The sequence below is a fragment of the Rummeliibacillus pycnus genome, assembly GCF_044359855.1.
GTDB lineage: Bacteria > Bacillota > Bacilli > Bacillales_A > Planococcaceae > Rummeliibacillus > Rummeliibacillus pycnus_A.
The window spans coordinates 3,730,026-3,742,894 of the sequence record NZ_CP132291.1 but is presented as its reverse complement, the minus strand read 5'-3'; the positions used below and the strand labels follow the sequence as shown (position 1 = coordinate 3,742,894).

Annotated in this window: 12 protein-coding genes and 1 riboswitch; of the genes, 4 read left to right on the top strand and 8 right to left on the bottom strand. The window is 34.2% G+C overall.

All coding sequences use genetic code 11. From position 1 onward, the window contains the following. Position 1: 1 nt before the first annotated feature. Positions 2-1,039: a helix-turn-helix domain-containing protein gene (locus tag Q8X41_RS18155; RefSeq protein WP_397537644.1), complete on the bottom strand. Its 1,038-nt coding sequence runs from the start codon at positions 1,037-1,039 to the stop codon at positions 2-4. A 103-nt stretch (positions 1,040-1,142) separates the two neighbouring features. On the opposite strand from Q8X41_RS18155, the gene Q8X41_RS18150 reads away from it, so the two are divergent. Then, positions 1,143-1,391 (top strand): ferredoxin, encoded by a 249-nt coding sequence (locus Q8X41_RS18150; protein ID WP_397537643.1) that lies wholly within the window; start codon positions 1,143-1,145, stop codon positions 1,389-1,391. A gap of 272 nt (positions 1,392-1,663) precedes the next feature. Beyond that, entirely contained in the window at positions 1,664-2,446 is a 783-nt protein-coding gene (locus Q8X41_RS18145) for an enoyl-ACP reductase (protein WP_397537642.1), read from the top strand. Between the two features lie 72 nt (positions 2,447-2,518). Here Q8X41_RS18145 and Q8X41_RS18140 read toward each other — a convergent pair whose 3' ends face one another. Beyond that, complete coding sequence (locus Q8X41_RS18140) at positions 2,519-3,529, bottom strand: NAD(P)H-dependent flavin oxidoreductase (RefSeq protein WP_397537641.1); 1,011 nt, start codon at positions 3,527-3,529, stop codon at positions 2,519-2,521. A gap of 592 nt (positions 3,530-4,121) precedes the next feature. Next, positions 4,122-5,324, bottom strand: a complete 1,203-nt coding sequence (locus Q8X41_RS18135; protein ID WP_397540303.1) for an NlpC/P60 family protein — start codon at positions 5,322-5,324, stop codon at positions 4,122-4,124. A gap of 263 nt (positions 5,325-5,587) precedes the next feature. Between Q8X41_RS18135 and Q8X41_RS18130 the strand changes: the two genes are divergently transcribed. Then, positions 5,588-6,166: a metallophosphoesterase family protein gene (locus Q8X41_RS18130; protein ID WP_397537640.1), complete on the top strand. Its 579-nt coding sequence runs from the start codon at positions 5,588-5,590 to the stop codon at positions 6,164-6,166. A 109-nt stretch (positions 6,167-6,275) separates the two neighbouring features. Continuing rightward, on the top strand, positions 6,276-7,157 hold the full coding sequence (locus tag Q8X41_RS18125) for a LysR substrate-binding domain-containing protein (RefSeq protein ID WP_397537639.1): 882 nt from the start codon (positions 6,276-6,278) through the stop codon (positions 7,155-7,157). Positions 7,158-7,245: 88 nt separating this feature from the next. Here the strand turns inward: Q8X41_RS18125 and Q8X41_RS18120 are convergent, their stop codons facing one another. From Q8X41_RS18120 to Q8X41_RS18100, 5 genes are all read right to left on the bottom strand, one after another. Continuing rightward, positions 7,246-7,542 (bottom strand): hypothetical protein, encoded by a 297-nt coding sequence (locus Q8X41_RS18120; RefSeq protein ID WP_397537638.1) that lies wholly within the window; start codon positions 7,540-7,542, stop codon positions 7,246-7,248. An 86-nt stretch (positions 7,543-7,628) separates the two neighbouring features. Beyond that, positions 7,629-8,579: a rhodanese-related sulfurtransferase gene (locus Q8X41_RS18115; RefSeq protein ID WP_397537637.1), complete on the bottom strand. Its 951-nt coding sequence runs from the start codon at positions 8,577-8,579 to the stop codon at positions 7,629-7,631. 656 nt (positions 8,580-9,235) lie between these two features. After that, positions 9,236-9,820, bottom strand: a complete 585-nt coding sequence (locus tag Q8X41_RS18110) for an ECF transporter S component (protein WP_397537636.1) — start codon at positions 9,818-9,820, stop codon at positions 9,236-9,238. 166 nt (positions 9,821-9,986) lie between these two features. After that, positions 9,987-10,124, bottom strand: a riboswitch (FMN riboswitch). 213 nt (positions 10,125-10,337) lie between these two features. Continuing rightward, on the bottom strand, positions 10,338-12,119 hold the full coding sequence (locus Q8X41_RS18105) for an ATP-binding protein (RefSeq protein ID WP_397537635.1): 1,782 nt from the start codon (positions 12,117-12,119) through the stop codon (positions 10,338-10,340). Then, positions 12,112-12,828: a response regulator transcription factor gene (locus tag Q8X41_RS18100; protein ID WP_397537634.1), complete on the bottom strand. Its 717-nt coding sequence runs from the start codon at positions 12,826-12,828 to the stop codon at positions 12,112-12,114. Before Q8X41_RS18100 ends, Q8X41_RS18105 begins: the two co-directional genes overlap by 8 nt. Between the last annotated feature and the right edge of the window lie 41 nt (positions 12,829-12,869).

The window sequence follows — 12,869 nt, the reverse complement described above, 5'->3', positions numbered from 1 at the left end:
TTTATTTTCCTCCCTTTGCAGCAATGACTAAACGAATTTGAAAATAAGATAATTGTGGAAGTTGTTCTCGTATTAACTTTAATCTTTTACTTCCCGTTTCATTGAGTACTTGCAATACTTTTCGAACATCTTCTTCACGTATAAATTGAACAAGAGGAAAATGTGGATTTGTCATTGCCATCTCAACAAAATGATCTTCAATGGTACTGATTTTTAAATGTCGCATATAAGAAATTTGCTCTAGTGAATATCCTTTTTCATATAGCTCTGCTGTTTTCTTAGTTGAATCTGTTAGTAAAACTTCAATTCGAATATTCTCAGTAAGCTGAAATAATAAAGGGAATTGTTCTCCATAAACTGAAAGATAATCAAGCCATGTATGTAAAAACTCAACAAACATCAATTGTACATCTAATTCTGAGCAATCAAATTCAAATGCAAGCTGTTGCCAAGTCCATCCTGTAAGCTGATATCCTGTCAGACGTAGCATCATTATTTGCTTCGATTGCTCTCTTATTTCTAATTGATTCATAGAAGTTTCGATTTCATCTCTTAGCCGCAAGTGAAATGTAGATTGCTTAAAGGAATGACCTTTTAAAAACTTTTTAACCCAAATTTGGATTTCTTCTTCTTTTTGTATGGGTATAAAACGCCAATCTTCAGCATGAATATGTGATAATGTTTGAACAATCAATGATAAGCGTTTAAAGAAGATATGTTCATTCCCTCTATAAAACCAACCGTTAAAGTAATAACTAGATGATTTTTCTAAAATACCTTCTCCTCTTAGCGTGAGTTGTAACATTTGTTTTTCATCATAAAAAACCCAGCCATTTTCAATTAATTGTTCAAACGCTTCATCAAAAATATTTTTCGAAAGTTTTGGGATAATACAAAAATATGGTTGCAGTCCAAATGTCCCTACATCTTGAATAGTTTGCCCTGAGCGCTTTCCACGCAATAAATAATATGCCGCTGATTCTGAACGCTGACCATTAAATTTTTGGAAAATATGTAACAATAATTGCTGTATATACATCGATATTCCTCCGATAAAAAGTAATTTAGGTTGAAATGTGAGGAAAAGCGTTTTAGAATGAAAAAGAAGCTATTGGGATTGAAAGTAAAAGGAGAGAAGTAGAATGGCGAAATTTACCATTGTTGATAAAGATACTTGTATCGCTTGTGGCGCATGTGGGGCTGCAGCGCCAGATATTTATGACTATGACGATGAAGGCATTGCCTTCGTTATTTTAGATAATAACATGGGGACTGCTGAAGTTCCAGAAGATTTAATGGAAGACATGGAAGATGCATTTGAAGGTTGCCCAACTGACTCTATTAAAGTAGCAGATGAATCTTTCGAAGGCGATCCTCTAAAATACGAATAGTCATATTGTTAGCTACACTGAATAAACAAATAACCAAGAAGTGCATGGGTAAATGATTAATTTCCCTATGCGCTTTTTGTTTTGTAAAAATGATTCTATTAAATCTAACACCATTTTAAACAAATGCAAATCATTCCGTATGGATTTCTTGAATTAACTTTTGAATGAATTTAATGCAAGGTCTATTAAGTAATTTCCTTATTGCATTCTCCCTCTGTATAAGGTACTATTTTAGTATCAGGTACTAATAGTAACTATTACAGGAGGCTATTATGGATAATTTATTACAATTAAAAGACAAAAATATCGTGGTAATGGGCGTTGCAAATGATCGTAGTATTGCTTGGGGTATTGCTAAAGCATTAATGACAGTTGGCGCTAACGTTATATTCACATATCGTAAAGAACGCTCTTTAATGAAATTAGAAAAACAACTTGCTAAGTATGAAGATATGCAACCACTTGTGGTGCAATGTGATGTAAATAGTGATGAAAGTATTCAACACGCATTCCAAGAAATTGGTGAAAAAGTTGGTACAATTCATGGGATTGTTCACTCAGTTGCATTTGCACATGCAGAAGACTTAAAAAATCGTTTTATTGAAACATCTCGTGAAGGTTACGCATTTGCACAAGATACTAGTGCTTACTCATTAATCGCTGTTGCTAACGCTGCAAGACCTTATATGACAGAAGGCGGTTCAATCGTTACAATGTCTTACTTAGGTGCTGAACGTGTACTTGAAGGTTACAACGTTATGGGTGTTGCAAAAGCAGCGCTAGAAGCTTCTGTAAGATACTTGGCTTCTGATGTCGGTGCGGATGGCATTCGTGTAAATGCTATTTCTGCGGGTGCTATTAAAACACTTGCTGCAAAAGGTGTACCTTCTTTCAATCAGATTTTAAACAAAATGGAAGAAACCGCACCACTTAAACGTAATGTTACACCTGAAGAAGTAGCCAACATGACTGTTGTTATGCTGAGTCAATTATCTAGTGGAGTTACTGGAGAAGTGATTTATGTAGATGGTGGCTACAATATTATGGGCGTATAAGCTTACAATACTGAAATTCTTATTTAAAAGGAAAAGGCAAAATGCATCATCTGCCTTTCCTTTTTTTCTTTATTATTTTGTTAAATGGTCAACAATTTCTTGTACAGACCCGGCTTCAACTAAATGTAAATTCCGCCCAGCCCACATCGCCATTAAGCTATAGATATCTAATTCCTGAGCTCTTCTTCGAATACTCATAGTTAGGTCATTTTGATATGGGTAAGGTGCAATTTTATTACCTTCCATGAAAATCATAAAATCATTTTCAATACCTCTTGCTAATTTACCTGAATATACTTTTGTTAAAGCTGTTATATCTTCTTCTGCTTTTAAAATTTGTTGTTTATGGATTTCAGGCGCTCCGCTTTCTTCACTTACCAGAAATGCAGTCCCAATCTGAACAACCTCCGCACCTGCTTCTAATGCTGCTTGAATTTGTTCTTTCGTAGCAATACCCCCTGCAGCAATCACAGGAATGGTTACTTTCCCCCTTACGCCTTTAAGTAAATCATGTAAAGAAACTAATTCTTCCGGGTCAATAAATGAACCACGATGACCACCTGCTTCTTCTCCCTGCATTACAACTGCATCTAAACCATGTTCTTGCACTAATATCGCTTCCCCAACAGTTGTCGCAGTTCCGATTGTATAGATTCCATGTTGTTGAAGTTTTTTTACTATATCATCAGTAGGCAATCCAAAAGTGAATGAGCATACTTTTACATCTTCTTCAATTATGACATCTATTTGTGCATCAATATCAGATGTTGATAGAAGGGCACCTTCATCTGGAATCATTAATTTTTTTCGATAGGGTTTTAACACATTATAGGCATCTTCTAGTTCTTCTTTTGTGGTATCCACATCGTTTGGTACAAATAAATTTACAGCAAAAGGTTTTGTTGTTGCTTCTTTTACTTTTTTAATAAATGCTCTCGTAACTTCAGCGCTTAAATATCCTGCACCTATTGAACCTAAAATCCCTGCATTTGCACTTTCTACAACCATTTCGGGGGTTGTAACACCAGCCATTGGCGCTTGTATAATAGGATATTTCATTTTTAATTTTTCCAATAATGACATCTATTTTCCTCCTCTAGTAACCTTCATAAGTTATACTCACTTCTATTTATCATGTATAAGTTGCATTTTCTATTCAACACTTTACCTTAATTAGGGAACAAACCAAACATCTTATATTACCTTGTATTTTCCTATTTTCAAATTTCTATATTGAACAAAATATCCATTATTAGTTTATCAATAACATCTGAGTTATGTCTATTTTGTGAATCATCATATAATAACAATATTTCACATATACCTTCCATGTACTTGGAGATGATGTAGTGTTGTATTTTTGTTATCCACAGGCATGACTTCAATATCCTTGGGCAAACACGATGTTGGTCACGAAACCGTGGCCAAAGGACGTGGCGTTCTTAGGTTTTGTTCCTTAAAATCATTCCTGCAGGGCTTTCAGCTTAAGCTTTTTCCGTAGGTCTCTGAAAGAACCCCACTGAATTAACAGAACTTAAACACCGTTCGTTTAAAGTAGAATGGTATGTTCATTGAAGTTACGTTTACAAAAAACTACTTCTCAATTCATATAATGAAGCAAAAAGAAAAAGCCTTCGAAGAGAAGGCTTTTGACTATTAATTTAAAGATAGATTACTAGTTTACACCAGAAATTCGACCGTAGCCAACTAGGTATTTATTCCACCAGTCAAGTGATTCCACAACAACACCATTATTTTGTGCATCAAGCATTCTTCCGCCACCTAAGTAGATCCCAACGTGTGCTACACCGGAGCCATAACTAAAGAACACTAAATCTCCAGCCTTTGCTTCACTTGCACTTACTTTTTGTGTTGCCAAATATTGTTGTGCTGCTGTACGAGGTAGTGATACACCGGCTTGTTTAAATGACCATTGTGTTAAACCAGAGCAGTCAAAGCCAGTTGATGGATTACTTCCTCCCCAAACATATGCGCGTCCTAGGTATTTGCTTGCTTCGGCAATTGCGCTTTTTGCAGAGCCTGATCCTGAAACGCTAGGTGCTTGTTGATCGCTATCCGTTACTTTAGCACCGTTTGTACCATTACCAGCATTACCTACACTATCAGTATGTATTGAATTACTAGTTTTACTTACAGAAGCTTTTTCCAACTTTTTGGCTTCTACAAACTGTTTTTCTTGTAATGCTTTCAGGCGTTTTGCTTCTGCTTCTCGTTTTTTACGTTCTTTTTCAAGCTTTTCTTGTTGTTTTTTTGTTGCAATTTGCTCTTTTAATTTTAAAGACTTTGCTTTATTTTCAGCTTTTTTGGTTTCCAAATGATTTTCTTCATCTTGCATTTCTTGGAATTGATTTTGTAGTTTTGCTTGTTTTTCTTGTAATGCTTGTTTTTCTTCTGCTAATTTAGCTTTGTCTGCTTTGTCTTCATTTCTTAAATCTTGATCTGCATCTAAAACGGTTTTAACAGCAATAACTCGACTTATTCCATCTGAAATACTATCCGCACCTAAAACAGCTTCAAGATATGGATCTAATGTATTATCTTGACCTTGGTATGCTTTTAAACGATCATTAATGATTACTGAACGTTCTTTAATTTTTTTTTCAGTTTCACTAATTTCTTTATTTGTTTTGTCAATTTCATTTACGGTTTTTTCATATTCTTGTTGCTTTTTGTCGAGCTGTTTTTGCAATTTTTTAATTTCTTTATTTAGTTTTTCAATCTTATTATCAATTTCAGCTTTTTTTTGTATCATCTGTGCCGATGTTTTAGCATCTACTTGTATTGGTTCTACAGTATACATAAAGCCACAAGTTAGTGCTAGAGTAACAATTGCTGAACGACCCCATTTTGTACTCATTTTCAATCTAATTCAACTCATTTCTATTAATTTTTTCTATGTACGGTTTCTATATTCTATTTTATAATAGCATGAATCATATATTTGTATAGTCTTTTTCTCCTGTTTTAACAGAAGCGTAATTGCTGTTACATTTTTGTCATAATGTGTTATTGTTATTTTTTATTCTACATAATACTACATTTTACTTCAGCCAAAATCTTTTCGAACAGTTTATTTTTGTGATAAACTCTTACATATATTTGGATGAAAGGACTGTTTTTATGCAATATGCACTACTCGGCGATCTCCATTCCAGCGTATCGGATACAAAAGCTGTACTAGCCGATATTAATGCAAATGCTGAAAATGCTGCAATAATTGGACTCGGCGATTTATATGAATGCAAAATTGGGAAAAAGAGAGCAAAAGAAATTGTTGGTATTACGCTAGATGAAGCAGCCGAACTTTCTGATGAATTCACGCGATTATTGCAATTTCCATCTGTTCGAGGAAACCAGGAAGAAAGAATTATGAAAGTAACAGGTTTAAATACTTTTTTGACCTTACCAGAATCACTAGAAATTGAAGGTGCAGAAATTATTCATGGCCACCAATTTAAGTGGTCATCCGATTGGAAACCATTTTTAGAACAAATCGAAGCACCTATCGTATTCTTCGGGCATAGTCATGATGCTGCGCTTTATAGAAAAGGGCATAAAAAGGAATTTCAATATGGACAACCTATTCATTTAAAGAAGAAAAAATATGGAGTCAATGTTGGTTCTGTCATTGAAAACCGTGAATGGTGTTTGTATGATTCAGATGAAAGAACAGTTACATTTATGAAAGCACAATCATAAGCACTGGGGATGATCCCTTAGTGTTTTTTTATTGACTTAAAGAAGTTTGTTCTTTATGATTGGAACCAAAATGATGGAAAAAAGGCATGATTGAAGGAGAGAATTATTAATGGAATGGCAACAGCTAGAATACTTTCAAGTACTAGCGAGAATTCAACATATGACAAAAGCCGCTGAGCAATTGTCAATTTCCCAACCAGCACTTAGCCGCTCAATTGCACGTTTAGAAGACGAGTTAGGTGTCCCTCTATTCGAGAGACAAGGACGCTCTATTATTTTAAATCGGTATGGAGAAATATTCGTGAAACGTGTTCATAACATAATGCGTGAATATCAAGATGGTCTGCATGAAATTCAAGAGATCGTAGACCCAAACCACGGCGAAGTTTCTCTTGGCTTTTTACATACACTCGGAACAAATGTCGTACCAGATTTAATCATGCAATTCAGAAAACAACACCATGATATTCATTTTACTTTAAAGCAAAACCATACCCATCTTCAGCTTAAGCAACTACAATCAGGCGAACTCGACTTATGCTTAATCGCTGAAATGGAAACAGAAAAGCCGATTCAATGGACAGAGCTTTGGCGTGAAGAATTATTTGCTATCGTACCCATTTGGCATCCTTTAGCTACACATCGAACAATTACAATGAAAGAATTAGCAAATGAATCATTTATATTATTAAAAAAAGGGTATGCGTTAAGAGTTCAATTAGATGGATTATTCAAAAAAGCACACTTTGACCCAAAGATTACCTTCGAAGGCGATGAGGTAGCAACAGTTGCTGGTTTTGTAGCCGCCGGACTTGGCGTCTCCATTTTACCAGATGGCGAAGAACTCAATCCAAAAAGGATTGCCAAAATACACATAAGCGACTTAAAACTTGAACGTGTAATTGGTATGGCTTGGTCTGAAGGTCGCTTCCTCTCTCCAGCGACGAAGCAATTCCAACAATTCATTCTTGATTATTTTAAAAATAGCTAAAGAAAATCCTCTTCCGGCAAATTTCGGAAGAGGATTTATTGTATTTTATAGAGAATATTGTAACAACTTAATCAAACTTCATATTGGACTAATCAATGTAAATAGTCACCTGATTACCATCAAAATTAGACAACCATTCAATACAATCAAATTCTTCGATATCGAAGTCATTTGTAAATTTATCGCCACCATAACCATCTTTACCTTCAAAATAAAAAATTTCAGCAATTCCATTTACCCTTTTTTCAACATTAGGCAATTTAAAAGTTACTGTTACTTGCTTTCCATCATAAGGATTGAGTTTTTTTGCTAGTGGTTCATCATCTAAGAATAATAAGCTTGGGCCTTTCATTAATTGAAGATGTAATTTACCTTGTATAATCATACTCTCTATCCCTTCTCAACCAGCTCATAAATAGTCATTAGAAAAGCGAACTAAGTTTCATTGCTTAGCTCGCCCTAGTAATTACATTAGTCGATTGTTTCACCAATAGCTGCTAATCGATCTTTTACTTCTTTTTCAGATAAGCGATTACGAGCAATATATCGATTACGTTGGTGCACTCTACATTCATGTGTACAACCGCCTAAATATTTATTTTCATTTTCTTCAGTACATAGGATTTGCTTATTACATTCCGGGTTTGCACAGTTAATATAACGTTCACATGGTTCCCCGTCAAAATGGTCATGGCCCACAATAACATGTTCAACTTGGTTAACGGGTACAGCGATTCGTTCATCAAAGACATAACATTGCCCTTCCCATAATTGTCCTCTTGCCACTTCATCTTTTCCGTATGTGACAATGCCACCATGGAGTTGGTTAACATTTTCGAATCCTTCTCGCTTCATCCAACCTGAGAATTTTTCACAACGGATACCCCCAGTACAATATGTTAGAATTTGTTTTCCTTCAAATTGTTCTTTGTTTTCGTGTATCCACTCTGGTAGTTCACGAAATGTTTGAATATCTGGTCTAATCGCTCCTCTAAAATGACCTAAATCATATTCATACGTATTTCGTGCATCGATAATAACTGTATTGTCTTCTTGCATTTTTTGATAAAATTCACCGGGTTCTAAGTAAGTACCCGTTAATTCATGTGGATTTATATCTTCTTCTAAATTGAAGTTAACTAATTCTTTTTTAGGGCGTACATGCATTTTCTTGAAAGCATGAGCCTCTACCTCGTCTATTTTAAAAACAATTCCTTCAAATAAAGGATCTGCCTTCATATATTCCATATAACTGTTCGTTTGCTCCACCGAACCTGAAACTGTCCCATTTATACCTTCAGATGCTATTAAAATACGACCTTTTAATTCTAATGATTTACAAAAAGCTAAATGCTCTGTTGCAAATCTTTCGGGATCATCGATCTTTGTGTAAAAATAATAAAGTAAAACTCTATAATTCATATTTATCCACCTATCCTATAATATTTGCAAGATATCTGAGATAGACTCTATTTCCAGTTACTAAAATCGAAAATTATCATTGCAGATTTTATGCTTCAATACATAAAATATCTAACAAATTATATATGCAATCATCGTCATTTGCAAAAATCTTGCCTATTAGATGATGAAATAGTTCACTTAAAAAATTACTTTGTTTAATAATGCTGTTGTTATTTCATCAGTTTCTCTGCAGGAGTCACCGCCTTTCACTCAAGTAAGATCATTAAAACAACAATATCATTTAACAAAGACTTAAAATTTATAACTAGAATATAGCATAACTCCATCCAAGGTGAATTTTATTTTTCGGAATTATTCTTTCCCGGGAAATAAATAAAAATGTTTAATCCTTTCTAACTCAAATCAATTTCATAAATTCAAATATTTGCTCTTTCATATGCAATATTAATTAGAACATTGTTTTTAAAGCAGAAGATGGGGAGTCCTCGGAAATGCATTCGTATTTTTATAATAGAAAAGCATTTACGAAATTGACTAGCTCATATATTTTATTAATCTTCTGACAATCTTTTTGAAGAAATACATCCTAAAGGTTGACAGGAACAAAAATTAAAAAGGCTATCTTTAAAGGATAGCCTTCTAATCTAAATATTTTATTCATTTATAAATTGTTTACGCTGTTTCACAATCCATTTTTTTAGACTTGAGAATAGTAATAGCATAATTGCAGTAATTATAATTCCTTTTATTATATTGAAAGGTAAAATACCTGTAACAATTGAATTTCTAAGAGCTATACCTGTTTCAGTTGGTACATTTAAGAAATAATTATACATTGGCATAAATAGGTAATAATTCAATACACTCATACCAACTGCCATTGTTAATGTACCAATAACTAAACCTGTTGTTAAACCTTTTGCACTTGATAAACGTTTATATATAAAGTATACAGGCATGATAAATAGAATACCTGTTGTAAAGTTTGCAATTTGTCCTACTGGAACACCTGTAGGACTACCTACATAGAACCAGTTTAATATGTTTTTAATAAATTCAACAACGATTCCTGCTAATGGACCCATCGTAATTGCAGCCATAATTGCTGGTACATCACTAAAATCGACTTCTAAAAAACTAGGGAATGGAGGTAATGGGAAATTAAAAATCATTAATACAAATGATATACTACTTAACATCCCTATTGAGACCATCTTTTGCAATTTTGTGTTTTTCATTGTTTTCTCTCCTTTTGCCGATTCACTTCAAAAAGAGGAAAGGTCCGGAACCTATAATATGCAAAAAAACCCTCAAGCTTTAACAGCTTAAGGGAGAATTAGGCATAGTCAAATAAGCGTCCATCAATACTATAAATTAAAATATATAGTAAATAGACGACCGTACCTTCACCTTCTCCCATCCAGACTATACTGTCGGCCTTGGAATCTCACCAAGTCCTGCCTTACGGCTCGCGGGCTTAAGAGTAACGCATTAATCTCTAATACCGCCGATCGGGAATTTCACCCTGCCCCGAAGATGAATCAATATGATTTTTTTATACAATGTAACTATATAAAAAAAATAGCTCTTTGTAAAGGTTTTATACTTATTTTTTATAGGAAAATTTGGTATTCCTATAAACATAGTACACTTATAAATTAAGTATTTATGAATTGAATACAAAAGAGGATGCCAAAAAATCTTATGAAAGATTATTTGACATCCTGCATCCCAACTTTAAACTTTTGATTTTTCTTATTGTATTTCAAGAGGTAAATAAAAAATAAAGCTTGTTCCTTTATCTACTTCGCTTTCAACTTTAATACGCCCTTTATGTGCCTCCACAATGTTCTTGGCAATAGCAAGTCCCAAACCAGTACCACCTTTACCTCTTGTTCTTGCTTTATCTGCCTTATAGAAACGTTCAAAAACATACTCTAAATCTTCTTTTGGAATTCCTGCACCGTTATCTTTTACTTGAATACGTGCATAAGAAACTTGTTGATCCACAATTACATGCACACTTCCATTTTGCCCAGTATGACGAATTGCATTATCTATCAAATTCGTTAATACTTGTTCAATTCGATCTTCATCTATACTAATTCGTATTGATTCATCGAAAGTAGATGAATAGGCCAACTCAATATCTTTTTCCTTTGCAGCCTGTACAAATTTTTGGGTAATTCGTTCAAATACAGGTGTAATCGGTACTGAATCTTTATATAAAGTGATATTACCAGACTCCATACGAGCAAGATCTAGTAAATCAGTTACAAGCCGTCCCATACGTTGAGACTCGTCATAAATAATACGTATCATTTCATTACGTTCATCTTCACTTGATACTACATCATCTATAATGGCTTCACTGTAACCTTGTAACATTGCTATAGGAGTTCGTAATTCATGTGACACATTAGCGATAAAATCTGATCGAAGCTTGTCTAAGCGATGTTCTTCCGTTTTATCTCGCAATACGGCAACGGCTCCCCGTACAGAATCTCCGCTATAAAGTGGACTAATTGAAATCAAGAAATACGTGCCATCCAACTCAAGTTCTTCCCGTAATTCTTCTTCCAAGTCAATCACATGCTCGAGCATATGAAAAATTTCTGGAGGAATCGGTCGATCACTATCAGATCCTTTATTGATAAACCATTTTTGTAATAATAATTCAGCCGGTGGGTTACTTAATATTATAGTACGATCACTGTTGAATGTTATCACTGCATCCGTCATAGATGTCAATATACTTGAAAGTTGTTCTTTTTCCTGATTTATAACTTCCATATGATGCTTTAATTGACGCCCCATTTGGTTAAATGCAGTGCCTAATTGACCAATTTCATCATTTTGCAATACAGGAACTTTTTTATCGAAGTTTCCTTTTGCTAACTCGAAAGCAGCCTCTCGCATTTTACGTAATGGAGATGTAATTCGAGTTGATAAGAAGAAAGCAAAGAATGTTGTTAATATAAAAGCAATCGCTGCAGCTAGAAAGACAATTTTTGTTGTCTCATTTGTTGTACGATGTATTGCATCAGGACTTTGATAAATAAAAACAACACCATGATTCATTTTATGAGCATTTAAGGGAAAGGCCATAACTATATACGATTCTACATGATCCTTTTCCGTTGATGATGGTAGCATCATTTCCTTGACTACCGGTTTGTTTGAAGTAAAAACTTGATTAAATGATTTTTCACCAATAATTTTATCCTTAATCTTAGATTGGTTTAGACCTTCTTGAAGTGAAAATGCTAATTTACCTGTTTTATCAACGATTACTGCATTAGTTTCATCACTCAAAATATCGCTGATAATCGATTTTGTGGATGCTATTGATTCATGATCATCTACAATCCTTGCAATTGTAGTCGCTTCTTGGCGAAGTAATGCCTCAGATTGTTGGGCATGGTATTTAGATAGAAATTCTAACATTAATACTGTAAAAACAAATAATACAAATGAAACGAGAAGCAAAATGGTTACCCATAGCTTCCCGACAACACTGTTCCATATTCTAGTCATTGACTACCTCAAATTTATAACCAACGCCCCATACTGTTACAATCATTTTTGCCGCATTTTCAGATACACGATTTAGTTTTTCTCGTAAACGTTTTACATGCGTATCAACAGTCCTTAAATCACCGAAGAAGTCATAATGCCAGACTTCTTTTAATAATTGCTCGCGATCAAATACTTTATCAGGTGCCTTTGCTAAGAAATATAGTAATTCATATTCTTTTGGTGTTAAATTTACTTCTACTCCATCAGCAGAAACACGATGTGCATCATGATCAATAGTTAAATGCGGGAATACCACTAAGTCTTTAGAAGATGATGAAACGGAAATCGGCGAAAATGCAGCAGAACGACGTAAAATAGCTTTCACGCGTAATACTACTTCTCTTGGACTAAATGGCTTTACAATATAATCATCAGCACCACTTTCGAATCCTTGTACTCTATTTGCCTCTTCACCCTTAGCAGTTAGTAATATAATAGGCGTTGTTTTTTGGTCACGAATCTCTTCACAAGCTTCTAAACCATCTTTCTCTGGCATCATGATATCTAAAAGAATACAATGATAATCATTAACCAGAGCCTTTTCTACTGCTTGTTCACCATTTTCTGCTTCTTCTACTTCATATCCTTCTCGTTCTAAATACATTTTTAATAAACGACGAATACGATCTTCGTCATCTACCACTAAAATCGAAATTTGTTCACTCACAATTATGCCTCCCAGTATTCTATATATTTATTGTACAATCA